Raw genomic sequence first — 24,935 nt, forward strand, 5'->3', positions numbered from 1 at the left:
CGACTCATGGCCATTGTCGACGAAACCGTGCAGACCGCGACCATTCGCAACCTGATCCCCGACTGGCCGACCGAGTTCGCCGACCGCTATCGCGAACTCGGACTGTGGGAGGGGAAGACGTTCAGCACTCGCTTGGACGAGTGGGCGCACCTGTACGCGGCTCGGACGGCCGTCGTCGACGGCGACCGGCGCCTGACCTACCGCGAACTCGCGGCGCGGACCGTCGAACTGGCTCACGGTCTGCGCGGCCTCGGCATCGGCGCGGGCGACGCCGTGCTCCTGCAGCTGCCGAACTCGGCGGAGTTCATCGTCTCCTGGTTCGCCCTGCAGCGGCTGGGGGCGGTGCCCGTGCACACCCAGCCCGGCCACCGCCACCTCGAGGTGAGCTATCTCGCCGGTGCGACGCGCGCCGCGGCGTACATCACCACCGACGAGTTCGCCCGTTTCGACCATCGCCTCTTGGCGGCCCAGGTCGCCGACGAGGTGCCCTCGATGACGTCGGTGATCATCGCGGGCGATCTCGGCGATCACGCCGCCGACGATCGGTTCCACGTCCTCGGCGACCTGTACGTCTCCGGCGACAACGACTTCGGCGCCACGGCCGCGCCGTCGGACATCGCACTCCTGCTGCTCTCGGGCGGCACCACCGGCATGCCGAAGCTGATCGGCCGCACCCACGACGACTACGCGTACAACTCGCGGGTGGCGGGCGACCGCAGTCGGCTCGACGCCGACAGCGTCTACCTCGCGATCCTGCCGATCGCCTTCAACTACACCTGGAACTGCCCGGGCGTCCTGTCGACGTTCCGCGTCGGCGGCAAGGTGGTGCTGGCCCCGAATCAGGATCCGGCGACCTGTTTCGAGCTGATCGAGGCGGAGGGAGTCACCATGACGGCGATCAATCCGCAACTCGCACCGATGTGGCTCGACGAGCGCGAGTTCACCGACAGCGACCTCGGCTCGCTGAAGATCATCGAGATCGGCTCGGCACGGCTGGCCGACTACGAGGCCCGCCGCATCATCGACGAGTTCGACGCGACGCTCCAGCAGATCCTCGGCATGTCCGAGGGGCTGTTCTGCGCGACGCACCTCGACGACGATCCGGAGCTGCTCGCCACGACTCAGGGCGTCCCGGTGTCCGAGTACGACGAGATCCGCGTCGTCGACGCCGATGGGAACGTCGTGCCCGACGGAGAGGTGGGAGAGTTGACCGTCCGCGGTCCGTACACGCTCCGCGGCTACTTCGACGCTCCCGAGCAGACCGCCAAGGCCGTCACCGAAGACGGCTTCTACTGCACCGGAGACCTCGTCCGACGCCTGGAGAGCGGTCACCTCATCGTCTCCGGGCGTATCAAGGACCAGATCAATCGCGGCGGGGAGAAGATCGCCGCGACCGAGGTCGAGGGCGCCCTCACCGAACATCCCGACATCCGGTCGATCGCGATCCTCGGCGAACCCGACGACACGCTCGGCGAACGGTCCGTGGCCTTCGTGGTCCTGGAAGACGGCGTCGACGAGTTGACTCGCCGCGATCTGGCGACCTTCACCGAATCGGTCGGACTGTCCGCCTATAAGGCCCCCGACGTGGTCCGGGTGGTCGGCGAGATGCCGCTGACCCCGCTGGGCAAGATGGACAAGAACGCGCTCCGCAAGCTCCTGGGCTGACCGGCATGGGCATCACATCCTCATCGTCGGTGCTCGACGGGTCAGCGGTCTCCGTGTCGAATCCGCTCGCGGCGATCCTCGCCGCCGCGGCGGTGGAACACGGTGAGCGCCTCGCGATCGTCTCCGAGGCCGACGAGATCACGTACGCCGCCCTCGCCGAACGGGCGGCATCGACGGCCGAGGCCCTCCGCGAGACCGGAATCGGACCGGGCAGCGTGGTCGGCGTGCACGTGCCTCGGTCGCCCGCCGCGGTCATCGCGATCCACGCGGTGGTCGCGACCGGTGCCGTCGTCGCGCCGCTCGACGTCAACGATCCGCGCGACCGCATCGCGGCCCTGATCGACCAGGCGGGCCTCTCCCACCTGGTGGTGGACGGCGGCGGACCGGACGCCGTCGCGGTCGGCGAGGGACTGGCGGTGCGCGACCTCGACGTCGCCCCCAGCGCGCGTGACGCGGGCTACCTGCTGTTCACCTCGGGCAGCACCGGGCTGCCGAAGGGGGTTCTCCTGTCCGGGGCCGCCGTCGAGCACTTCGTGCGGTGGGCGGCGGACTCGATCGGTCTGACCGCCGCCGACCGGGTGGCCGCGCAGGCCGCGCTCACCTTCGACCTGAGCACCTTCGACGTCTTCGCGACGGCGGTCGCGGGCGCCGCCGCGGTGATCCTGCCCGACTGGCTCAAACCCTTCCCCGCGGACACCGTCGAGTGGCTCGCGGACAACGAGATCACCACGATCTACGCCGTCCCCACCCTCCTGCGGGGCGTCGTCACGGCCGCTCGCGGGCGGCCGCTGCCCGCGCTGCGCACCGTCGTCTTCGCCGGAGAGCCGTATCCGGCCGCGGCTCTGGAGCAACTGCTCACCGCATTCGGCGACGTCGCCGTCCGCAACTGGTACGGCCCCACCGAGACCAACGTCTGTACCGCTCAGGACGTCCGCGACGTCGTCCCGGGCACTCCGGTGCCGATAGGACGCGGCATCGACGGCGTGCACATCGCGATCGTCGACGACGACCTCGCCCTCGCCGACCGCGGAGAGATCGTCGTCGCGGGCCCCACACTCCTGACCGGATACGTGGTGGACGGTCGCGTCTTCGACCCGGCCGTCGACGTCGTCTTCGACGACGGCGTCACCCGCCGCGCCTACCGGACGGGCGACCACGCCTACCGCGACGACGCCGGGCGCCTCGTCCTCGTCGGTCGAATCGACGGCCAGATCAAACGACGCGGCTACCGCATCGACCTCGCGGGGCTGGAGGCCGTCGCGGCCGACGTCGACCACGTGCGTGCCGCGGCCGCCGTCGCCACCGGCGCCGACCGCCGCATCACGCTGTTCGTCGACGCCGCCCCCGGATCGTCGGACGTGCTCGCGGCGGTCGACCGCGGACTGCGGCGGGCGCTGCCGAGTCACTCGCAGCCCGACCGGATCGTCGCGCACACCCCGCTGCCCATCAACCGTCGCGGCAAGACCGATCGTCCTCGTCTCGAGGAGATCGCCGCCGCATCTTCCAGTGATCAGGAGCCTTCGTCATGACTCACGACCATCCCGCACCGCTGACCGTCGATGACGTCTGCGCGGTCGTCACCGACGCTATCGCCGCGCGTCACGGACGCACCGAGACGATCGACGCCGACACCCAGATGCTGCTGACCGGCATGCTCGATTCGTTGACCCTGGTCGCGATCGTCGCCGAGTTGGAGAAGCGACTGGACGCCAAGCTGCCCGAGGACATGGTGGTGGCGCGGAACTTCCGCACGCCGACCGCCCTGCACACCGCGGTGTCCGCGGTCCTGGTGGAGAACGTGCGATGACCGTGTCCACTCGAGCGCCACTCACCCGGCCGGCGGACGCGGCGAGCACAGCGGGCGCCGAGGCCGCCGAGATCGCCCCGAAGCTCGCCGGCGCCGACTTCCGCAGCGCCTGGCGTACCCTGTTGGCCCTGCCATCGGTCTCGGCGGTCATGGCCGACTCACTGCGCGGGGAGGTCGGCGACGGCGCCGTCGTCAACGCCGTCGGCGTCATCGAGGGACTCGGTCGAGCAGGTGTTCCGAACGGGCTCGTCTACGCGCTCACCTCGCAGATCTTCGGCGTCCAGTGGCCGCTGTCGGCATCTGCGCGCAGCCCGCTGGAACCGTACCGCGACGGTCTTCTGGACGGCTCGATCGTCCTGTGTCACGCGTTGACCGAGGAGACCGGCGGCTCCGATCCGCTGTCGATGCGGACCGCGGCGACGCCGACCGACGACGGCTACCGGATCGACGGACGCAAGGCGTATGTGACCGCCGCGCCCGAAGCGGACCTGATCCTGACATTCGCGCGGACCGACGCCGCCCGTCACCCCTTCGCGCTGAGCTCGTTCCTGCTGCCCGCCGACCGTCCCGGGATCGCCCGAAGCGAGCCGTTCGCCAAGGTGGCGCTGCCCGAGGTGCCGATGGGCGCCATCGACTTCACCGACGTCGCGGCCTCGGACGCCGACCTCGTCGCCGCGGAGGGGTCGGGCCTCGCCTTCCTGACCAGTACGACGACCTGGGAGCGTGCCCTGCTGATGGGATACGCGGTCGGCGGCATGGGCGCGACCATCGACCGAGCCGTCGACTGGCTCCGCGACCGTGAGCAGTTCGGGCGCAGCCTCGGCGCCAACCCGCTCGTCGCCTCCCACGTCGCCGACCTCGCGACGATCCGCCACCGGGTCCGGACCCTGGTGTACGACATGGCTCGACGCATCGACGCGGGCACCGCGATCAGCGCGCTTGCGACCGACGCAGCCCAGGTCAAGATCTCCTGTGCGCAGGATCTGCTGGCCTTCGAGTCCGCGGCGGCGCCACTGTTCGGTGCACGATCGGTGATCGCCGACTCCCCGCACGCGGGCCAACTGACGACCGCCGTCGCCGCGTCGATCTACGCGGGCTCCAACGACCTGTTGCGGGTGTCCATCGCCCGTGACCTCGGACTACCGGTGGAGAACTGAGATGACCACAGCGACTGCCACGAGCCCGCTCGACGCGGCTCTCGACCGCGCCGCCCGGATCACGCCGCGCCTGGCCGAACTCGCCGATCCGATCGACCGCGGCGAGGCCGATCCGGCGCGGGCCTACGACCTCGTGCGCGCATCGGGTCTGCTCGCCGCGATGATCCCCGCCGACCGCGGCGGCCTCGGCCTCGACTTCGCCGACTACACCCGACTGCTGGCCGAACTCGCGCGTGCCAACGGCGCCGTCGCACTCGGGTACAACATGCACAACGTCGCGATCGGTTCGCTGTTCGAAGCGGACGCCGACGCGCTCGGCGCGGCGGGTTCGACCTTCCGCGACCGGGTGATCGACCGGGTGATCGACCATGGAGCCATGTTCGCCTCGGCGGCGTCCGAACCGGCCACCGGTGCACGTCTGCGGGGAATCGCCACCGTCTACCGGCGCGACGACGACGACCGGTTCGTCCTCGACGGGCACAAGTCGTTCGTCTCGCTGTCCGGAGTGGCCGACCACTACGTCGTGACCGCGCGCCCGCACGACGACGACTCCGGCGTCGAGGTGTCGCACTTCGTGGTCGACGCCGACGACCCCGGCGTCACGTTCTCCACCGAGTGGGCGGGAACCGCGCTGCGGGGCACCTCCACCGCGCAGATGTTCCTGTCCGACACCGTGATCGACGCCGACCGATTGTTCCTCGGGGTGGAGGGCATGAGCCTGTTCAAGGCGGTCCGCGAACCGCACTGGATGGCGGCGGGCTACCTGGGCGCCTACCTCGGGCTGGCCGAGGCGATCGTGGAGTTCGCCGCCGCCCGCATCGGCGCGGACGAGCGACGCCGTTCGTCCGACGCCGACATCGCGCGACTCGGCGCGATGGGCGTCGACCTGCAGGCGGCACGCGCGTTGACCCTGGTCGCCGCGCGCGGCGTCGCCCGCAACCGGTCCCATCAGGACACCAACGCCACCGTCTACGCGGCCAAACATCACCTCGGGGAGACCACGCAGAAGTTGGCGGCACAGGCCGTGTCGCTCGTCGGCTCGGCAGCGATGGCCGCCGACGGTCCCATGCAGCGGCTGCTCCGGGAAGTCCAGTTCTGCTCGATCATGCCGGCCAAACCCGCCGACTGCCTCTCGTACGTCGGACGGGGACTTCTCGGCGTCAACATGTTCGACGTGTCGAACCACAGTTGGTGAGGTGCCGCGATGCCGATCCTGGATCACCCCGCCGGACCCGTCGAATACGTGCGCCACGACGGTGACCCGGACCTGCCGACGATGGTGTTCCTCCACGAGGGACTCGGGTCGGCGGGGCAATGGGGTGCGTTACCGCTGCTGCTCGCCCGCGCGACCGGCGCACCGGCCCTGGTGTACTCCCGGCACGGGTACGGCGGCTCGGCGGGATCGGGTCCGGACGGCCCCGACTATCTGCACCGGGAAGCGTTCGACACCTTGCCGCAGATCCTCGACGCGTTGAGCATCGCGCGCCCGATCCTCATCGGCCACAGCGACGGCGCGTCGATCGCCGCGATCCACGCGAGTGCCCATCCGGTGACCTCGGCCGTGCTGATCGCACCGCACATCGTCGTCGAACAGACCACCCTCGACGGCATCGCGCACACGGCGTCGGTGTTCGCCGAGACCGTGCGCCCGTCGCTGGGCATGTTCCACGACGACCCCGACGAGCTGTTCCGCCGGTGGTCGGGTGTCTGGTGCTCGCCCGAGTTCGCCTCGTTCGACGTGACCGGCCTCCTGCCGCACATCACCGCTCCGGTACTGGTCGTCCAGGGCGAGGCCGACCAGTACGGCACCGACGTGCAGATCAGCGCGGTGACCGATCACGTCGTCGGGGATGTGACCGCCCACCTGCTGCCCGGAACCGGGCATCATCCGCACCTCGACGACGCCGAAGCGATCGCCGCGCTGGTCGGCGAGTTCCTGCAGCCGTTCCTCTCCCTTTCCGTCTGAGAGAAAGAAGACCCTTATGACGCAGCAGACTGCGGTCGTGAAGACCGGAGCCGCGCCGTTCCTCGACGCGATGCTCGGCACCGACACGTCCCTGTCGGTGCTGAATCCGGAGACCGGCGAGTGGGACTCGAAGACCTGGCGCGACGTCCATGCGCGGTCCGTCGAGATCGCCACGGCCCTGCTCGACGACCGGGACCGGGCGGCGGGCGCCGCCGTGGGCCTCATCGGCGATCCGACCCTGGACCTGATCGCCGCGATTCCGGCCGCCTGGCTCGCCGGGGTACCCGTGTCGATGCTGCCGGGCCCGATCCGCGGAGCCGATCGGCGACGGTGGGCGCAGACCACCGTCGACCGGTTCGCGAGCATCGGGGTCGGCACGGTGCTCGGCGGGGGCGATCAGCTCGATCTGCTCGGCGAGACCACGACCAGCCTCCGGCTCGCATCGGCCGCCGAGTACGGGGTCGGCGTCGACACCTCGGCATTCGTCGCGGCGGTCACCGGTCCGGGCGATCCCGCCGTCCTCCAGGGCACGGCCGGATCGACGGGCGACCCCAAGACCGCGGTGCTGTCGATGGCCGCCGTCTGGACCAACACGGCGGAGCTGATCGATCGGCTCGACATGCGCCGCGACCGCGACGCGGCCTTCTCCTGGCTGCCGCTCTACCACGACATGGGTCTGACGTTCCTGCTCGCGGGGCTCGCCGCGGGCGGTCGGATGTACGTGGTGCCCAACACCGCGTTCGCGGCCGCTCCGTTCAAATGGCTCGACTGGCTCACCGAGACGGGGGCCACGATCACCGGCGCCCCCAACTTCGCGTACGACATCCTCGGCAAGTACGGTCGGCTGCTCCAGTCGGCGGATCTGAGTCGACTGCGGGTGGCGATCAGCGGTGGCGAACCGATCGATCCCGATGCGTTCGATCGCTTCCTGGCGGAGACCGCGCGTTTCGGCTTCGATCCGGCGGCGGCGGCGCCGGCCTACGGCATGGCGGAGTCGACCTGCGCCATCACGATGCCGGAGGCGGGCGAGGGCGCGGTCTACGACGAGGTGCGGGTCACCGGCCCCGAAGGCGAGTCCCGACTCAAGCGGTATGCCACGCTCGGTCGCCCGCTCGGCGGCATGGAGATCCGGATCGTCGCATCCTCGGTCGAGGTCCCGGACATATCGGGGCGCGAGGTGGGCCAGGTCCAGGTGCGCGGCACGTCGATGATGACCGGCTACCTCGGCCATGAACCGCTCGCCGACGACGCCTGGTTCGACACCGGCGATCTCGGCTACCTCGTCGACGGTCGCCTGGTGATCTGCGGACGCGCCAAGGAGATCGTGATCGTCGCCGGGCGCAACCTGTTCCCGGTGGAGCTCGAACGCGCGGCGGCCACGGTCTCGGGAGTGCGCCGCGGCGGCGTGGTCGCGATGGCGCGCGGCGACGATTCGCCTCGGCCGGGCCTGGTCCTGGTGGCCGAGTTCCGCGGCGACGACCTCGATGCGGCGCGCTCGGCGGTGATCTCGGCCGTCGCCTCCGAGTGCGGGGTGGTGCCCAGCGAGGTGATCCTGGTGGCGCCCGACTCGGTGCCGCGCACCACGTCGGGCAAGCTGCGACGATTGGAGACCCGGCAGATGGTGGAGCGGGGAGAGCTGTCATGACCACCACCCTCGACGAGTACCGAGAGCTGCTCGACGCGACGTTCGACGACGAACTCCAGGCGTGGACGGATGCGGCCGAGATCACCGAACGATTTCCGCGCAAGCTGATCGAACGACTCGGCGAGCAGGGCGTCCTGGCCGAGAAGTGGGGTCAGGACACCCGGCCGGACCTGGCGAAACTGTTCGAACTGGCTTACGCTCTCGGTCGCCTGGGATCGGCCGGGATCAGCGTCGGCGTCAGCCTCCACGATTCGGCGATCGCCGTGCTGCGCCGGTTCGGCGGCCGTTCGGCGACGCTCTCGGCCGTCGCCGAACGCGCGATCCGCGGCGACGCGGTGTTGTGTCTGGCCGCCTCCGAGTCGTCGGGCGGCTCGGATCTGCAGATCGTCGAGACGACGGTGTCGACCGAGGACGACGGCCTCCGGGTCCGGGGACGCAAGAAGTTCGTGTCGCTCTCACCGATCGCCGACTACATCCTCGTCGTCGCACGCAGCATCGACGACGATGCGGGCAGCACACACGGCAACGTCGCACTGGTTCTCGTGCCGACGACGCAGGTGGTGGTGGAAGCGCCGTATCGCAAGGCCAGCGCGGGACCACTCGACACCGCCGCGGTGACGATCGACGCGGTGGTGCCCGCCGACCATCTGATCGCGCGAGCCGGGACCGGGCTGGCGGCGGTGAGTTGGGGCCTGGCGCACGAGCGGCTGTCCATCGCGGGCCAGGTCGCGGCGTCGTGCGAGAAGATCCTCGGCGTGACCGTCGCCCGCATGCACGACCGCACGCAGTTCGGCCGAACGCTCTTCGAGCATCAAGCCCTGCGCATGCGGATGGCCGACCTCCAGTCGAGGGTCGACATGCTGCGTCACGCACTCACCGGGGTCGCGGCGGGCGGCCGACTCGACCTCCGTACGGCCGCGGCGATGAAGGTGTCCGCGGCCAGGCTCGGCGAGGAGGTGGCCTCCGAGTGCATGCACGTCTTCGGCGGTTCCGGATTCCTGACCGACGAGACACCGCTCGCGCGGTGGTGGCGGGACATGAAGCTGGCGCGGGTCGGCGGCGGCACCGACGAGGTGCTCTGGGAACTGGTGGCAGCGGCGATGCGCCCCGACACCGACGCCTACCAGCGGTTCGCGGAGTCGATCACGTGATCAACGACTCAGTGCAAAGGTGAGAAAGCGGTATTGAATCCTACCGGACATTCAGGTTAGGCTGACCTATATTAGGCGAGGCGGGGCTCAACTCTGCCTCGACAATGAAGGAGAACCGATATGTCGCAGGGAGACTCGTACTCGGACGAGCAGCCTTATGCCGACGAACCGCAGCCGCAGCCGCAGCAGGCCGCCGCGTCGTCCGGATCGAAGGTGAGTGTCCCGACGATCCTGGCGTCGGCCGGTGTCGCCGCCGTCGTCTCGGCGCTCATCGTCACCATCGGAGTGGTGGGACTGGCGACCTCGGACCGATTCGGCAGCAACAACGCCGCGGCACAGCCGACCGTGGTGAATCTGGGCAGTGAGAACCAGGCGGCGCCCGGCGGCACCGGCACCGGACAGCAGCAGGCGCCGGGCGAGACCGTCGTCGACGACTCGACCGCGTCCGCCCCGACCGAAGCCGTCGCCGAGAGCAACGGCGATGCGGGCACCGGATCGGGTGGCGCGACGACGCAGCAGCAGCAGGGCACCGCCGGACAACAGCAGCAGACACAGCAGTCCGGCGGACAGACGCCTGCGCCGCTGACCGCCGGACAGCTCAACACCAAGGTCAAGACGATCATGAACACGAACGCCTCGGACTCGGTGCGCGCATCGGAGCTGGAGGGGGGACAGAAGGCACTCGGTTCGGTCAGCGCCGTCGCCGAGATGCTGCGTGTGAGCGGTGCGGGATTCAGCTACAAGGTGGTCGGCCCGGTGACCCAGAACGGTGAGACGCTGAACGCGCGTCTGCAGATGTCCCTGGTGGGCAACGGATCCCGCTACCTCGATCTGAGCTGGGTGTGGTCCGACGGCAAGTGGAAGCTGTCGAACACCGCAGTGTGCGCCGTCGCGGGCTACGCGATGCTCCCGTGCGCGGTCGGCTGACCGTGCCCGAAGACAAGACCAGGAGAACCCCTACCATGACCAGGCTCAAATCCGTCGTCGTCCTGACGATGCTCGTCGTCGTCGCACTCGTCGTCGGCGCGTGCTCGTCCGATGACGACTCGTCGTCCGCGCCCGTGCAGATCAACCTCCCGGACGGCCGGACGGTGACCGTCCCCGAGACGCCGCAGCGGATCGTGACCCTGGGCGGTCAGTGGACCGACGTGGCGCTCTCATTCGGTGTGACGCCGGTCGGCTACTACGACGCGCAGGAGCTCCAGACCAAGACGAAGTCGCCGTGGTTCGGGAACAAGCTCGACGACTCCGTGCTGATCGATCCCAACGCCGACGTCGTCGGCGCCGTCGCCAAGCTCAAGCCGGACCTGATCCTGGCGCCCGGATTCGCAGCGATGGCCGAGGGTTTCGACAAGTTGCAGAAGATGGCGCCGACGATCGACAAGATCAGCGGCCAGGACGTGGACCCGTGGCAGGACATGGTCACCCTGATGGGCACCATCCTGCACCAGCCGGACAAGGCGAAGGAGATCATCGCGGGCGTCGACGGCAAGATCGGCGCGCTCGCCGCCGAGTTCCCCGGGCTGAAGGGCAAGACCTACTCGTTCGCGTACCTCTACGGATCGGATCAGATCTCGGTGCTCGGCGATCAGAACGACGGTGCCGCGAAGCTGTTCAGTCAGCTCGGACTGACCATGTCGCCGACGGCCGCGAAGAAGTCGAAGGAGACCGGGCAGCCGCGCTTCCAGGTCAGCACGGAGAACATCGATCTGCTCGACGGCGATCTCCTCGTCGCCGCGAGCCAGACACCGAAGCTCCAGGAGCGCGTCGAGGGCCTGCCAGGCTACAAGGGGCTTCCGTCCGTGAAGTCCGGTGCGGTCGCGATGCTGTCGACGCTGGCGATCACCGGTCTCAACGAGCCGTCGCCCAACTCGATCCCGTACGCGCTCGACAAGATGAAGCCGGCCCTGAAGGCAGCCGCCGAGGAGAAGTAGCGCGTGGTCGCAACACGGGCTCGCCGCCTCACCGGCCTGGTGCTGCTGGTCGTTGCCCTCGCCGCGTTGTGCGCTGCGTCGATCGCGTTCGGGTCGCGATCGATTCCCCTCGGGGACGTGTGGACGGTTCTGTGGAACTCCGATGACACCGACGTGTCCGGGATCGTGCACGGGCTGCGCCTGCCGCGAACCGTCCTGGGACTCGTCGCCGGGGCGGCGATCGGTGCGGCAGGCGCCCTCACGCAGGGACACACCCGCAATCCGATGGCCGATCCCGGCCTGCTCGGGGTCAACGCCGGCGCGGCGTGCGCCGTCGTCACCGGCGTGTACGTCATCGGCATCACCACCCCGATCCAGTATATGGGCTTCGGTCTGGTCGGCGCGCTCGTCGCGTCGAGTCTGATGTTCCTGATCGCCTCGGCGGGCAAGGGCGCCAATCCGCTGACGTTGATCCTGGCGGGCACCGGCATGTCGGTGCTGCTGATGGCGATCACGTCGGCGATCGTCCTGATCGACGCCGCATCGCTGGACGCCTGGCGGTTCTGGCAGGTGGGCTCCACGCAGGGCCGCGGTTGGAACGTGATCGCCGCGACACTGCCGTTCATCGTGCCCGGAGTGGTCCTGGCCGTCGCGAGCGGGTTCTTTCTCAACGCGTTGTCACTCGGCGACGACATCGCGCACGGCCTGGGCATCAGGGTGCGACGGGTGCGGATCGTCGGGGTCCTGGCGATCACCCTCCTGGTCGGTGCGGCGACCGCGGCCTGCGGTCCGATCGTCTTCCTCGGCCTCGTCGCACCCCACGTCGCCCGTTTCGTGACCGGTCCCGACTATCGGTGGGTGGTGCCGTACTCGGCGGTGATCGGCGGCGTGATGCTGGTCGGCAGCGACGTGATCGGTCGGGTGATCGCGCGTCCGGGCGAGGTGCAGGCCGGCATCGTGCTCGCCGCGATCGGTGCGCCCTTCTTCATCGGCCTGGTGACGGCCAAGAAGCTGGTGGCGGTCTGATGGATCCGATCGAGAACATCGAGGCCCACCCGTCGGACGCCCCGCGGGCCCGGCGCACCGTGGTGAGTCTGGGCGGGGCGGCGTTCGTCTTCAATCCGTGGGCGGCGGGTGTCGGCGCAGTGCTGACCGCCGCCGCGCTGGTGCTGTTCGCGGTCGGCATCGGAGCCAGCGAACTGCCGATGAGCCCGATCGACGTCGTCCGGATCCTCTGCGGTGGCGGGAACTCGTTCGAGAACGTCGTGGTCTTCGACTCCCAGCTGCCGATCGGGCTGGTGAGTCTGCTGGTCGGGTTCGCCCTCGGCATGTCCGGGGCGTTGACCCAGACCGTCACGCGGAACCCGCTCGCCACCGCCGACATGCTCGGCATCACCTCGGGGGCCAGTGCCGCGGCGGTCGTCGTCATCACGTTCGGATCCACCTGGGCGTCCTGGCTCGCCGACATCGGTCTCACCAGTGCCGCGCTGATCGGTGGTCTGGGCACCGCGCTGATGATGTACGTGCTGACCTGGCGGCGCGGCATCGACCCGATCCGGCTCGTGCTGGTGGGCGTCGCGATGACCGCGGGCATGCAGGCGCTCATCGCCTTCCTGCTCACGCGTGCCGAGGTCACCCAGGTGGCGGCCGCGCAGCGGTGGATCGTCGGCTCGGTCGACGGCGCGTCCTGGAGCGATGCGGTGACGATGTTCGTGGTGCTCGTCGTGGCGATCGCGGTGGTGGCGTCGCAGAGTCGGAACACCGCGGTGCTGAGTCTGGGCGACGACGTCGCCCGTGGTCTCGGTGTCCGCGCGAACGCGGTGACCGGTGTCGTGCTGGTCGTCGCCGTCGTCATCGCGGCCGTCGCCGTGTCCGCCGCCGGGCCGCTCGCCTTCGTCGCGCTGTTGGCGCCGCAGGTCGCCATGCGTCTGGCGCGCGCCGAGATCCCGGGGCCGATCACCTCCGGCCTGATGGGCGCCGTCCTGGTGACGGGCGGCGAGGTGCTGTGTCGGACCGTGCTGCCCGCCGGTCTTCCGGTCGGCGTCGTCACCGCCGCGATCGGCGGCGTCGCTCTCATCTACCTGATGATCCAGATCAACCGGAAGGCGTCGGTGTAGCGTCCGCGGCGCTGCCCGAACGCGGATGTGGCCCCGCTGCATCGGGGCAGTTTCTAGGGGTCCTCGCAACACCTGATGGTTAAGGCATCATCAGTAGATCACGCAGACGCTCGGCTGGGGTATCCCAGCCGAGCGTTTTGCGTGGACGACCATTGAGCTCTTGAGCGACGTGCTCAAGGTCTTCAGACCCGTACGGCCGCAGGTCCGTGCTCTTCGGGAAGTACTGGCGCAGAAGCCCGTTTGTGTTCTCGTTGCTGCCCCGCTGCCAGGGTGAGTGCGGATCACAGAAATAGACCGGAACCCCAGTCGCGATGCTGAACTGCCTATGCGCTGCCATCTCGGCGCCCTGGTCCCAGGTCAGTGACCCCCGCAGATGCTCAGGCAGCGTACCGATCAACCCGATGAGCACGTCACGGACTTCCCCGGCGGTGTGCCCGCCGGGCAGATGCCCCAGGAGCACGTATCGAGTCGTTCGCTCCACCAGCGTCACGATCGCCGAAGCACTGCCTGGCCCGACGATCAGATCACCTTCCCAATGGCCAGGCACCGCGCGGTCCTCGATCTCGGGCGGCCGCTTCGAAATCATCACCATCTCGTCGATGAACCTGGACATGCGCTGGCCGGGATGCTTGCGCGGCTTCCGGCGTGTCCTCCCGGTCCGCAGTGTCTCCGCGACCTCACGCTTGAGCCCACCGCGTGCCTGGACGTACAACGCCTGATAGATCGTCTCCGGGCTCACTCTCATACTCTCGTCGTCGGGAAACTCCTTCCTCAGAGTGTGGCTGATCTGCTCCGGCGACCACCGCACCGACAGCTTCTCCTGCACGTACTCCCGCAACGACACGTGGGTGACGAGCTTCGAGGACTTCGGCCTGGACCTCGACGCTGCCCAGGCGCGATGGGCGAGGTAGGGCTGATAGCGGCCGTCCTCAGAACGAGCATCGAGCTCACGCTTGATCGTCGAGGCAGGTCTTCCCAGCACGCGACCGATCGCTCGCAGGCTCATGCCACTGCGATACAGGTCAGCGATCGTCTCCCGCTCCTCGAGCGAGAGATACCGGGGATGGAGCACGGCCTCCACCGCTGGCAGGGCGGGAACTTCTACCTGCATAGTCATACCGGTGTTGTAATCGATCACGGTGCCATCGGGATAGATACGGGAGTTACTCACATGCCGGACACCCTGGTCCCAGTCCCTCGCTGAGCGCACGTTGACGCCCACTCTGGCCGCTGCTTCTGACTGTGACATGCCATCGGCGCGTAGTTGCACGTACTCAGACTTACGAGGGTGAGGGCCGTTCCCCCTGACCCCACGTCCACGGATCCCGGCCCGTCGCGCCCACCCGTACGCGGTGTTCCGGTTGACACCGACCTCGCGAGCGGCGGCTGAGATCCCGATGTCCGAACACCTCAGCGTCTCAAGAAACATCTCTTTCAACTCATTGAACGACACGATCCCCGCAACTCCTTGAAGTTCAAGGTGTTGCGGGGATCGCTATAACCCGCCTCGGCAGCGGGGCCACATCGGTGGTGGAGCGTTCGGGTCAGTGCACCATGACCGGAGCGGCGTCCGAGCCCTCGGCCAGCGCGATCTTCTTCCGCGGCAGGAAGAAGGCCGGGATGATCGTCAGGGCCACGAGCACCAGACTGACGATGAACGTCTTCGCGAACGCCGAGGCGGCGTCGTCGAAACCGGCGTCGAGAACGGTCTGCGGGATGCCCGGGGGAATCTTGTCCGGTGCGACGTTCGATGCGATCGCCAGGCCGGCGCCCGCACTGAGCAGTCCCGTGTAGACGACGGTGATGACGGCCGAGCCGATCGACGACGCGGTCTGCTGGACCACGTTCACGAGGGTCGAACCGTCGTTGACCTGCTCCGGCTTCAACGTGGCGAGTGCGGCCGACATGATCGGCATCATCGTCATGCCCATGCCCAGACCCTGAACGAACAGGGCGCCGCACAGGTAGAGGTACGAGGTGTCCGGGCCGAGGAAGACGAATGCGCCGACACCGATGACCAGCAGAACCAGGCCGCCGAGGACGAACTTGCCCGGCCCCATCTTGTCGGTCATCCGGCCCGCGATGGGCATGGTGAGCATCGCGCCCAAGCCCTGCGGGGCCAGCAGCAGACCGGCGATCAGCGTGGTCTCGCCGCGGACGCCGATGAAGTACTGCGGGTACAGCAGCGACGAACCGAAGAAGGCGATCATGAAGGTGACCATGGTGATCACCGAGACCATCAGCGTCCTGTTCTTGAACAGGCGCAGGTCCAGAAGCGGGGTCTTCGTGCGCAGCGCGTGGTAGACGAAGCCGATGATGAGCAGGGCGCCGATGATCATCGGAATGTAGACCTTCGGGGCGCCGAACGTGCCCTCATCGGCGCTCGAGGAGACACCGAACAGGAACAGCGCGAGACCGGGCGACAGCAGGAGCAGGCCGATGCCGTCGATGGCCGGAGCCTTCTCCGCCTTGTCGGTCGGCAGTGCGAACCACGCGTAGACGATCGCCACGACGCCGATCGGGATGTTGATCAGGAACACCCAGTGCCACGAGGCGATCTCGATCAGCCAGCCGCCGAGGATCGGACCGGCGATCGGACCGAGCAGCATCGGAATGCCGAGGACCGCCATGACCGAGCCGACCCGAGCCGGGCCGGCCGCGCGGGTCATGATCATCATGCCGATCGGCATGAGCAGACCACCGCCGAGGCCCTGGATGACGCGGAATGCGACGAGCGAGCCGATGCTCCAGGCCATGGCGCACAGTGCCGAACCGATGAGGAACAGCACCAGGGAGGCCAGATAGACGTTGCGGGTGCCGAATCGCGACGCCGCCCAACTGGCGACGGGGATCACGGCGGCCAGGGCGAGGGTGTAGCCGGTCATCGACCAGGCGACCGACGCCGGTGACGAGTTGAACTCCTGCGCGAACGTGTTCTGTGCGACGCCGACGACGGTCACGTCGAGGATCGACATGATCGCGCCGAGGACGACGACGCCGGCGACGATGAACACATCGCGACCGAGTTTGTCCGACGCGGGCGTCGAGACAGATGAAGTCATGAGGTCACTTTCTCTGGTGAGAGGTGGGAGAGGACGTCGGACAGAGTGCAGCGGAAGGTGTCCCGCAGATCCTCCGGAAGTTCGGCGACCACACCGGTGAGATCGTCCGAATGCTGTGTGAACTGTTGGTCCAGAAGTGCCCGCCCCTCATCGGTGAGGGAGAGACGTTTCACCCGCCGATCGTCCGGATCTTCCCGCCGGTCGACGAATTCGAGCCCCACCAACCGATCGACGCCCCGTCCGGCGGCCGCGAGCGAGAGCCCGACGGCGTCGGCGAGCGTGTTCACCGGCACCGACTCGTTCTCGCGGTGCAGGACGAAGAGCATTCGCAGCTGCGACAGAGTGAGATCGGTCGCAGCGAGCGAGTCCGCGGTGCGGGCGCTCTGCTGACACGCCAGGGTGTCGAGGAAACGAAACAGGACGTCGCTGGTGGCGCGTACTGATTCGTCGATATCGGTGGAAGGCACGCCGAATAACTTACGGGTACGCAACTATTGCTGCAATGCAATCATCGGTGAGGTTGCTCACCGGGATTAAGGTGTGGGACATGAGTCACTCGAACATCAAGTCCGTAGCCGTCAACGCCCTGGACGGAAGTCCCTTCGACCTCGCGGCCCTGACCGGCCCGCTGCTGATCGTGAACGTCGCCTCCAAGTGCGGCCTCACTCCGCAGTACACCGCACTCGAGCAGTTGCAGAAGACCTACGGGCCCAAGGGGCTGACCGTCGTCGGCATGCCGTGCAACCAGTTCATGGGTCAGGAGCCGGGCACGGCCGAGGAGATCGCCACCTTCTGCTCCACCAGCTACGGCGTCACCTTCCCGCTCCTGGAGAAGGCCGATGTGAACGGCGCCGACCGCCACCCGCTGTACGCCGCACTCACCGAGAAGGCCGACGCCGACGGCGAGGCGGGCGACATCGCGTGGAACTTCGAGAAGTTCCTCGTCTCCGCCGACGGTGAGACGATCGCCCGATTCCGGCCGCGCACCGAGCCCGATGCTCCCGAGGTGGTCGCGGCGATCGAGGCGGCACTGTAGACGCTGCTCGCGCCGGGTACGATACCCGCGTAGGACTTTCTGGAGGATAAGGAGCGGTTGCCTGATGGCACGAGTAGTGGTCGATGTGATGCCCAAGGCCGAGATTCTGGACCCGCAGGGGCAGGCCATCGTGGGCGCGCTGGGACGTCTCGGATTCGCCGGCGTCGCCGACGTCCGTCAGGGCAAGCGGTTCGAGGTGGAGATCGACGACTCGGTCAGCGACGCCGACCTCGAGCGCATCGCCGAAGAAGTGCTGACCAACACGGTCATCGAGAACTTCTCCGTCTCCCGCGTGGCGGAGTGACCGGGGTCATGTCTGCACGCATCGGAGTCATCACCTTTCCGGGCACGCTCGACGACGTCGACGCCGCGCGCGCCGTTCGCATGGCGGGCGGCGAAGCCGTCGACCTGTGGCACGGCGACGCCGATCTCAAGGGCGTCGACGCCGTCGTCGTCCCGGGGGGATTCTCGTACGGCGACTACCTGCGGACCGGTGCGATCGCGAAGTTCGCGCCGGTCATGGGTGAGGTGGTCGAGGCGGCGGGCAAGGGCATGCCGGTCCTGGGCATCTGCAACGGCTTCCAGATCCTCTGCGAGTCCGGTCTCCTCCCGGGAGCGCTGACCCGCAACGAGGGGCTGCACTTCGTGTGCCGTGACCAGTGGCTGCGCGTCGAGTCGAACGTCACCGCGTGGACCAGCCGGTACGAGGCCGGCGCGGAGATCCTCATCCCGCTCAAGTCCGGAGAGGGCCGTTACGTGGCCTCCGACGAGACGCTCGAAGAACTCAAGGGCGAAGGTCGCATCGCCTTCACGTACGCCGGCGACAATCCGAACGGTTCACAGTTCGACATCGCGGGCATCACCAGCGCGAACGGCCGCGTCGTCGGTCTGATGCCGCATCCGGAGCACGCGATCGAGGCGCTCACCGGACCGTCCGACGACGGCCTCGGTCTGTTCTACTCGGCGCTCGACGCGGTCACGGCCGCGGTCTGAAGCGTCCGTTGATGGAGACGACGGCGACGGCGGTGGGCCTCGGCGAGTTCATCGACGCCTCGCCGTCGCCGTTCCACGTGTGTGCGACGGTGGCGGCGCGGCTCGACACGGCGGGCTACCTGCGGGTGTTCGAGGACCGGCCGTGGCCCGGCGACGTACGACGCGGCTACGTGATCCGCGGTGGATCGATCATCGCGTGGAACGCGTCGGTCCTGGACACGCTGCTCGCGACCGGGACCACGCCGTTCCGGATCGTCGGCGGTCACACCGACAGTCCGAACCTTCGTCTCAAACAGCATCCGGACCGTCGTGCGGCGGGACTGTCGACCGTCGCGCTGGAGCCGTACGGCGGCGCCTGGCTCAACTCGTGGCTCGACCGCGACCTGGGGCTCTCCGGTCGCATCGCCTACGCCGACGGTTCGTCGGTGGCCCACGCGCTGGTGACGATCGACGACCCGATCCTGCGGGTTCCGCAACTGGCGATCCACCTGTCCGAAGACCGCAAGGGCGTCCACCTCGATCCGCAGCGGCACGTCGACGCGCTGTGGGGCGTCGACGAACAGGGTTCGATCATCGACGTCGTCGCCCAGCACGTCGACGTCGACCCGGCGGACGTCCTCGGCTGGGAACTGATGGCCCACGATGTGACGCCGTCGCGGATCGTCGGCGGCAGCGGCGACTTCCTCAGCGCTCCGCGCCTGGACAACCAGGGCACCTGCTACTCCGGATTGTGCGCGCTGATGGATGCCACGCCGAGCGAAGGCATCGCCGTCCTGGCCCTGTTCGATCACGAGGAGGTCGGATCCGGCTCCGAGCGCGGCGCGTCCAGTGACTTCCTGGTGACCGTGCTCGAGCGTCTCGTCACCGCGAACGGTGGCGGCCGAGACGAGTTCCTCCAGGTGATGGCGGCCAGTGTGTGCGCCTCCGGCGACATGGCGCACGCCACCCACCCGAACTACCCGGACCGCCACGAGCACGGGCATCAGATCGCCGTGAACGGCGGCCCCGTGCTCAAAGTGAATCAGAACCTCCGGTACGCCTCCGATGCGACCGGCGAAGCCGAGTTCGCGATGGCCTGCCGCGACGCGGACGTCCCGCTGCAACGGTACGTGCACCGCGCCGATCTGCCGTGCGGATCGACGATCGGCCCGCTCACCGCGACCCGCACCGGACTGCTCACCGTGGACGTCGGCGCCCCGCAGCTCGCGATGCACAGCTGCCGCGAGATGATGGGCGCGCGCGACGTCCCCATGTACTCGAAGGCCCTGCGCGCGTTCCTGGAGCGGTAGGCGCGTCCGCGCCGCGACGGTCCGTCCTCGTCGTCACCGCGCGTCGTAGTCCTGGCGCGATTTCTCCACCTCGGGGAGTCGGCCTTCGACGAGGTCGATCAGACCGGCCAGGCGATCGGCGACCTCGGCTCCCAGGTCGGTCAGCGAGTATTCGACCTTCGGTGGAATCGCTTGCAGTACTTCGCGGTCGATGAAACCGTCGCGTTCGAGCGATTGGAGCGTCGATGACAGCATCCGCTCGCTGACGCCATCGACGCGGCGTCGCAGCGCGCTGAAGCGGAGTTCGCCGTCGCGCAGGGCGACCAGGGCGAGGAGTCCCCATCTGCTCGTCGCGTCCTGCAGGACGCCGCGCGATGCGCAGTCGCGGGAGAAGACATCGGGTTCGAGCGTCGGGTCGATGTCGGCGTCGTCGGTCATGGTGTCCAGATTATCCCTACCGTTTAACGTGTGCTGACTCTTACTATTGCACTATACAAAAAGTAAGTGCATGATCGTGGGGTAGCTGAACGACGACCGAAGGAGAACTCATGACCACCTACGCAGTCACCGGAGCGACCGGCGGACTCGGCGGAGCCGCCGTCGCCGCACTCATCGCACGCGGGATCACGCCCGGCGACATCGTCGCCGTCGTGCGCGACGAGGCGAAGGCGGCGCACCTCGCAGAGGCGGGCGTCGCCGTCCGCGTGGCGGCCTATGAGGACCGCGACGCGCTGGAGGCGGCACTCGCGGGTGTCGACCGACTTCTCCTCGTGTCGAGCCCCACGGTCGGCAGCCGAACCGGTCAGCACCGCACCGTGATCGACGCCGCCAAGGCCGCCGGTGTCGGACTGCTCGGGTACACGAGTCTGCTGGGGGCCGACGCGTCTCCGTTGCTCCTCGCGGGCGAACACCGTGAGACCGAGGCGTACCTCGCGGACAGCGGTGTCGACCACGTGGTGCTGCGCAACGGCTGGTACTCGGAGAACTACGCGGCGTCACTGCCCGCGGCCGTCGAGACCGGCGTCTTCTACGGCTCCGCCGGGACCGCGACCGTCGCGCCCGCGGCGCGTGCCGACTACGCCGATGCCGCCGCTGCCGCACTCATCGACCCGGAGCCGGGACGCGTCTACGAACTCGCGGGCGACGAGCACCTGACGTACGCCGAGATCGCCGCGGCGTTCGGCGAGATCGCAGGTAAGACCATCGGATACCAGGACCTGCCCGTCGCCGACTATCGGGCGGCGCTGGTCGAAGCGGGCGTGCCCGCGCCGGCCGCCGAGGTCTTCGCCGACTCGGACGGGGGAGCCGCACTCGGCGCCCTCGACTCCACCTCGACGGATCTGCGAGATCTGCGGGGAGCACCGAGCACGCGGTTCGCCGACGCCGTGCGCGCGGCGGTCGAGCAGTAGAGCGGGGCCCGCGGGCAGGACTCGACGATCCCCGTTGATCGGGCGGCCGGTGGGGACTCGACCGCCGGCGGGGTCAGTTCGGCTTCAAGACGCTCAGCTGCGAACCCTGGAGCAGGACGATGCGACCGTCGACGGCCGAGGCCGTGCCGTTGATCGGCAGGGTCCAGGCCTGCTCGCCGGTGTCGGTGCGGTAGGCGGTCAGTGCCGCGGTGTCGCCGAACACGGCGACCTCGTCGGAGGCGCCGACGCAGTGCAGGTAGTCCAGGTTCGTGTCCGGCTGCCCGAGCCGCGGTGACGCCATGTCGCCGAGACGTGAGCCGTCGGCGAGTGTGAAGAAGACGCGCGAACGGTCTTTGCGCGCGAAGGTGACGACCGGGCCGCAACCGAAGGCGTGGACCTTCGACAGTTCCGGATCGGCGACCTGCCAGAGCGCGTGTCCGGTCGCCGGGTCGATCACCTGGTAGTGGCCGCTGGCTTCGAGGGTCTGATCGCTCGCGGTCACCACGGGCAGCGTCGACGGCCCGGCCGACAGCACGAGCCCGTCGGCCGTCGCCGCCGGGCGCGGCGCCACGGCGCGGTCGACCACCGGGTGGAAGGCGACACCGAGGTCGGACGGTCGTCGGTGCTCCACCGCGACCCCCGTCGGGTACGTCGTCACCTCGCACGACTCGCAGGCGAGCCGGTCGTCGCCGGTGTCCGGGTCCAGTACGAAGCGGCCGCCGTCGACGGTCGAGACGACGAGCAGGCCGTCGGACAGTCGCGGCGTCGCGGCCGCGGCGAACGTCCGACTCCACTTCACCGCGCCGTACACCGTCTGTCGGGTCACCCGGTAGCCGCTGTCGCTGACGTGCACGAAGTCGTCGCCGAGGCCGATGAGTCGCGCTGTGTCCGAGCCGTCGGCGGTCTTCTCCGCTCGACCGTCCCGACCGATGACGTAGAAGCCGTTGTCGTCGCCGCCCGCGCGCGGGCGGATCGCGCAGCCGACCGCATCGTCGTCGTCGAACGCGCACGCGCCGAAACCGGTGTTCACCGGTTCATCCCACGCGAGCTCGCCGGTGGCGGCGTCGACGAGCACATACGACGTGCGGATGCCCGTCGTATAGGAGACGAGCCAGTCGTCGCCGCGGGTGTCGGCGACGGTGATGTCGCCGTCGCCGGTCAGGCCCGGCAGCGAGCTGTCGTCGAGAGTCCAGGCGGTCTCCGGCGTCGACGTGTAGTCGAGGAGTTCCCCGTGACCCGAGCCGACCGACGGCGCGGGCGATCCGGACAGGATCACACCCGCGGTGACGACGAGCGCCGCGGCACCGAGCGCCGCGACGGTCGGCATGCCGAAGAGGCGGCGTCGAGAACTGCTGCGGGTCGGCATGCGGACCAGTCAATCACGGTGTGGCGTCGCGGACGCGAAGCAGCAGAGTCATCTGTCCGATCTCGTCGCCCTGTTCGGTGATCATCGCCAGTGCGAGGCGCTTGGTGGCGGGCGACGCGGTGTCGGCGTTCTGTGCCGCGGTCGCCATCTCGATGCCGCCGCGGTGGTGACGGATCATCAGCTGCAGGAACAGGATCTCCGCCGCCGTACCGCGGGCGTCGTCGAGCCGCGCGAGCTCATCGGTACTCGCCAGTCCGGGCATCGGAGGCTCGTCGTCGTTCGGCGGCGCCTCGTGGTCGTGTCCGCCGGGATGCATCCACGCCATCGGATGGTCGGAGGTCAGCGGCAGCCCGAACCAGTCCAGCCACCCGCGCATGGTCGCGGCCTCCGCGGTCTGCGTCGCGGTGATCCGATCGGCGAAGCCGCGGACGTCCGGGGCGACGCCGCCGTCGAGCGTGTTGCCCATCAGGATCGCCTGATCGTGGTGCACGGCCATGTCCTGTGCGAAACCGATGTCGACCGGCGTCGGCTCGTGCGAGCGGGCCTCGGCGCGATTGTTCTCCCAGGCGATGCCGGTGAAGAGCCCGGCCGCGGCCATCACGAGTGCCAACACGACGGCGCCGACGACGACGGGCACACGTCTCATCCGGAGACCGACTCCTGGTCGGCGGGCGGGGAGTACACGTCCGGGCTCAGCGACAACGCGTAGAAGCCGCCGTCCGAGCAGGTCGTCCACAGTTGGCGGCCGTGGAACTCCGGTGGTGAGAAGCACCAGTCGGTCGACATGTCGCCGCCGACGACCATTCCCGACCGCGGTCCGATCGCCTGGTCGAGGCGCACCTTGCCGTTCACGATCGACATGCCCAGACTCAAGAACTCGATGGCGGGCACCCCGATGATCGAGCCGAGCACGTGCGGGGAGTTCGGCAGTTCGGCGATCGTCGAGTTCTTCTGTGCGGGCGGGTTGAAATAGGCGATCTCCCGGATCTTCGACAGGTCGCGGATGTCGAAGACGCGGATGCCCGAGGACTCCCAGGAGCAGGCCAGCGTCGTCGGATCGTTCGGACGATCGGCAGCGCAGTAGTGCGGATTGCTGCTGAACACGCTGTTGCCCATCGAATCCCGCAGATTGGTGTCGAGGTTCTCCGGGAGATTGATCTCGAGCTTGATCTGCGCGGCGTACTTCGGCGAGTTCACCTTCGACACGTCGAACACCTTGACCCCGCCGGAGCCGCCCTCATCGGCGGTGATGATGTGGGGGCGGCCCTTGATCGTCACCGGAATCGAGTGTTGATTGAGCTGACCGTCGGGCCACAGGTACGCGGCGACGTGCCGGACCCGCGGGTAGGCGGCTCGACGTTGGATCGAGCTGATGTCGAGCACCGTCACGCCGGCCATGTTCGAGATGTACATGCGGTTCCCGTCGGGCGTGATCCCGAAGCCGTGTCCGAGGAAGCTGTGCAGCCCCTGCCAGATCACGCGCGGCTCAGCCGGGTTCGAGATGTCGATCGCCGACAGGTGGCCCGGGAACACTCCGGACGCCCAGTAGGTGCGACCGTCGGGGGAGAAGCCGCCCTCGTGCGAGGTGAACGGCAGCGGCGTCGCCGTTCCGGCACCGTGGTTGAGCAGGCGCGGATGCTCGCAGTCGGAGATGTCGTAGACCGAGAAGAAGCCGCCGCCCCACAGCAGGGGCACCGACGTCGCAGCCAGGAGCTTGCGCTTGCGATTGACCTTCAGCGTCTCCCAGGTGCCGCCCCGCATCGCCGGGGAGGTCAGCGAGCCGACGACCTTCGGCCTGCTCGGGTCGGCGACGTCGACCACCTGCACGCCGGGCTGCCGCACCAGGTTGTTTCCCGGGAACAGGCTGCCGGTGTAGCTGCAGTGCTCGAAGGTCACCGATGTGATGCCGCCGCCCGAGCCGCGAACGTTGCCGAGCTCGGTGAGATTGCAGTCGTAGCCGCGCCGCGACCGACCCGACGCGCGATCGCGAACGGTCACCTCGCCCTGCAGCGCGGTCTCCGGATGCGACTGGGCGTCGCACTCGGCCCGCGGCACGGCGACGTCGGAGATGTCGCCGAAGAAGTGGTTCGCGGCATCGGCGCGCGGTGCGACGATCGACCCCGCGACGAGAGCCACGACCACGGTGAGCACAACCGCACTCCATCGATTCGTCCGCACCGCTCGAGATCGATTCCGCCGTACCGTTCGATCGCTTCTCATACCCGATGCCCCCGCCGTCGACCGTAATGTGATGTGCCGCACGGTAACATGCACATGTCGTCGAATCGGTGCGGTTCGGCTGAATCGATCGGCTCGGACTCGGCGCATTGAGCCCCGTTCGCTCACGGCGTAGTCGGCCGGGAACATCACCCCTGCGTGC

Annotated in this window: 24 protein-coding genes; 17 read left to right on the forward strand and 7 right to left on the reverse strand. The window is 68.7% G+C overall.

Annotation, left to right across the window (positions count from 1 at the left end; genetic code table 11):
- Nucleotides 1-6 precede the first annotated feature (6 nt).
- The 12 genes from BKA16_RS08095 to BKA16_RS08150 all read left to right on the forward strand — a co-directional run bounded on the left by BKA16_RS08095 (nucleotide 7) and on the right by BKA16_RS08150 (nucleotide 13,421).
- Nucleotides 7-1,665, forward strand: coding sequence for a (2,3-dihydroxybenzoyl)adenylate synthase (locus BKA16_RS08095; protein ID WP_183370181.1), 1,659 nt, complete (start codon nucleotides 7-9; stop codon nucleotides 1,663-1,665).
- A gap of 5 nt (nucleotides 1,666-1,670) precedes the next feature.
- Nucleotides 1,671-3,194: an AMP-binding protein gene (locus BKA16_RS08100; RefSeq protein ID WP_183370182.1), complete on the forward strand. Its 1,524-nt coding sequence runs from the start codon at nucleotides 1,671-1,673 to the stop codon at nucleotides 3,192-3,194.
- Entirely contained in the window at nucleotides 3,191-3,472 is a 282-nt protein-coding gene (locus tag BKA16_RS08105; RefSeq protein ID WP_183370183.1) for an acyl carrier protein, read from the forward strand. Before BKA16_RS08100 ends, BKA16_RS08105 begins: the two co-directional genes overlap by 4 nt.
- Complete coding sequence (locus BKA16_RS08110) at nucleotides 3,469-4,629, forward strand: acyl-CoA dehydrogenase family protein (RefSeq protein WP_183370184.1); 1,161 nt, start codon at nucleotides 3,469-3,471, stop codon at nucleotides 4,627-4,629. Before BKA16_RS08105 ends, BKA16_RS08110 begins: the two co-directional genes overlap by 4 nt.
- A gap of 1 nt (nucleotide 4,630) precedes the next feature.
- A complete protein-coding gene (locus BKA16_RS08115; protein WP_183370185.1) occupies nucleotides 4,631-5,824 on the forward strand; it encodes an acyl-CoA dehydrogenase family protein in 1,194 nt (397 codons plus the stop codon).
- A 9-nt stretch (nucleotides 5,825-5,833) separates the two neighbouring features.
- The gene (locus BKA16_RS08120; protein ID WP_183370186.1) at nucleotides 5,834-6,595 is read left to right on the forward strand and encodes an alpha/beta fold hydrolase; all 762 of its coding nucleotides are present in this window, start codon (nucleotides 5,834-5,836) and stop codon (nucleotides 6,593-6,595) included.
- A gap of 16 nt (nucleotides 6,596-6,611) precedes the next feature.
- Nucleotides 6,612-8,240, forward strand: a complete 1,629-nt coding sequence (mbtM, locus tag BKA16_RS08125; RefSeq protein ID WP_183370187.1) for a long-chain-fatty acid--ACP ligase MbtM — start codon at nucleotides 6,612-6,614, stop codon at nucleotides 8,238-8,240.
- Nucleotides 8,237-9,391, forward strand: coding sequence for an acyl-CoA dehydrogenase family protein (locus BKA16_RS08130; protein WP_183370188.1), 1,155 nt, complete (start codon nucleotides 8,237-8,239; stop codon nucleotides 9,389-9,391). The genes mbtM and BKA16_RS08130 overlap by 4 nt, the downstream gene beginning before the upstream one ends.
- Before the next feature lie 120 nt (nucleotides 9,392-9,511).
- Nucleotides 9,512-10,318 carry an MTB12 C-terminal domain-containing protein gene (locus BKA16_RS08135; RefSeq protein ID WP_183370189.1) on the forward strand — a complete coding sequence of 269 codons (807 nt, stop codon included), beginning with the start codon at nucleotides 9,512-9,514 and terminating at the stop codon, nucleotides 10,316-10,318.
- Nucleotides 10,319-10,353: 35 nt separating this feature from the next.
- The gene (locus BKA16_RS08140) at nucleotides 10,354-11,325 is read left to right on the forward strand and encodes an ABC transporter substrate-binding protein (RefSeq protein ID WP_183370190.1); all 972 of its coding nucleotides are present in this window, start codon (nucleotides 10,354-10,356) and stop codon (nucleotides 11,323-11,325) included.
- A gap of 3 nt (nucleotides 11,326-11,328) precedes the next feature.
- Nucleotides 11,329-12,330: an iron chelate uptake ABC transporter family permease subunit gene (locus BKA16_RS08145; RefSeq protein WP_183370191.1), complete on the forward strand. Its 1,002-nt coding sequence runs from the start codon at nucleotides 11,329-11,331 to the stop codon at nucleotides 12,328-12,330.
- Entirely contained in the window at nucleotides 12,330-13,421 is a 1,092-nt protein-coding gene (locus BKA16_RS08150) for a FecCD family ABC transporter permease (RefSeq protein ID WP_183370192.1), read from the forward strand. The genes BKA16_RS08145 and BKA16_RS08150 overlap by 1 nt, the downstream gene beginning before the upstream one ends.
- A gap of 79 nt (nucleotides 13,422-13,500) precedes the next feature.
- Here BKA16_RS08150 and BKA16_RS08155 read toward each other — a convergent pair whose 3' ends face one another.
- The 3 genes from BKA16_RS08155 to BKA16_RS08165 form a co-directional block, all read right to left on the reverse strand.
- Complete coding sequence (locus BKA16_RS08155; RefSeq protein ID WP_183368662.1) at nucleotides 13,501-14,670, reverse strand: IS30 family transposase; 1,170 nt, start codon at nucleotides 14,668-14,670, stop codon at nucleotides 13,501-13,503.
- A gap of 295 nt (nucleotides 14,671-14,965) precedes the next feature.
- Nucleotides 14,966-16,483, reverse strand: coding sequence for a DHA2 family efflux MFS transporter permease subunit (locus BKA16_RS08160; protein WP_183370193.1), 1,518 nt, complete (start codon nucleotides 16,481-16,483; stop codon nucleotides 14,966-14,968).
- Nucleotides 16,480-16,950 (reverse strand): MarR family winged helix-turn-helix transcriptional regulator, encoded by a 471-nt coding sequence (locus tag BKA16_RS08165; protein WP_343067327.1) that lies wholly within the window; start codon nucleotides 16,948-16,950, stop codon nucleotides 16,480-16,482. The genes BKA16_RS08160 and BKA16_RS08165 overlap by 4 nt, the downstream gene beginning before the upstream one ends.
- An 80-nt stretch (nucleotides 16,951-17,030) precedes the next feature.
- On the opposite strand from BKA16_RS08165, the gene BKA16_RS08170 reads away from it, so the two are divergent.
- From BKA16_RS08170 to BKA16_RS08185, 4 genes are all read left to right on the forward strand, one after another.
- Nucleotides 17,031-17,519 (forward strand): glutathione peroxidase, encoded by a 489-nt coding sequence (locus BKA16_RS08170; RefSeq protein WP_183370194.1) that lies wholly within the window; start codon nucleotides 17,031-17,033, stop codon nucleotides 17,517-17,519.
- A 64-nt stretch (nucleotides 17,520-17,583) separates the two neighbouring features.
- Entirely contained in the window at nucleotides 17,584-17,823 is a 240-nt protein-coding gene (gene purS, locus BKA16_RS08175; protein WP_183370195.1) for a phosphoribosylformylglycinamidine synthase subunit PurS, read from the forward strand.
- 8 nt (nucleotides 17,824-17,831) lie between these two features.
- Complete coding sequence (purQ, locus tag BKA16_RS08180; protein WP_183370196.1) at nucleotides 17,832-18,512, forward strand: phosphoribosylformylglycinamidine synthase subunit PurQ; 681 nt, start codon at nucleotides 17,832-17,834, stop codon at nucleotides 18,510-18,512.
- A gap of 11 nt (nucleotides 18,513-18,523) precedes the next feature.
- A complete protein-coding gene (locus BKA16_RS08185; RefSeq protein ID WP_183370197.1) occupies nucleotides 18,524-19,801 on the forward strand; it encodes a M18 family aminopeptidase in 1,278 nt (425 codons plus the stop codon).
- Nucleotides 19,802-19,834: 33 nt separating this feature from the next.
- Here BKA16_RS08185 and BKA16_RS08190 read toward each other — a convergent pair whose 3' ends face one another.
- Nucleotides 19,835-20,218, reverse strand: a complete 384-nt coding sequence (locus BKA16_RS08190) for a winged helix-turn-helix transcriptional regulator (protein ID WP_183370198.1) — start codon at nucleotides 20,216-20,218, stop codon at nucleotides 19,835-19,837.
- A gap of 110 nt (nucleotides 20,219-20,328) precedes the next feature.
- Here BKA16_RS08190 and BKA16_RS08195 point away from each other — a divergent pair, with 110 nt between their 5' ends.
- A complete protein-coding gene (locus BKA16_RS08195; RefSeq protein ID WP_183370199.1) occupies nucleotides 20,329-21,189 on the forward strand; it encodes an NAD(P)H-binding protein in 861 nt (286 codons plus the stop codon).
- 73 nt (nucleotides 21,190-21,262) lie between these two features.
- Here the strand turns inward: BKA16_RS08195 and BKA16_RS08200 are convergent, their stop codons facing one another.
- Genes BKA16_RS08200 through BKA16_RS08210 form a run of 3 tightly spaced genes read right to left on the reverse strand, consistent with a single transcriptional unit; the run spans nucleotide 21,263 to nucleotide 24,775 of the window.
- Complete coding sequence (locus BKA16_RS08200; protein ID WP_183370200.1) at nucleotides 21,263-22,555, reverse strand: outer membrane protein assembly factor BamB family protein; 1,293 nt, start codon at nucleotides 22,553-22,555, stop codon at nucleotides 21,263-21,265.
- 13 nt (nucleotides 22,556-22,568) lie between these two features.
- Nucleotides 22,569-23,201: a DUF305 domain-containing protein gene (locus tag BKA16_RS08205; RefSeq protein ID WP_183370201.1), complete on the reverse strand. Its 633-nt coding sequence runs from the start codon at nucleotides 23,199-23,201 to the stop codon at nucleotides 22,569-22,571.
- Nucleotides 23,198-24,775: an LVIVD repeat-containing protein gene (locus BKA16_RS08210; RefSeq protein WP_221246777.1), complete on the reverse strand. Its 1,578-nt coding sequence runs from the start codon at nucleotides 24,773-24,775 to the stop codon at nucleotides 23,198-23,200. Before BKA16_RS08210 ends, BKA16_RS08205 begins: the two co-directional genes overlap by 4 nt.
- Between the last annotated feature and the right edge of the window lie 160 nt (nucleotides 24,776-24,935).

The organism is Gordonia humi (assembly GCF_014197435.1).
Lineage (GTDB): Bacteria > Actinomycetota > Actinomycetes > Mycobacteriales > Mycobacteriaceae > Gordonia > Gordonia humi.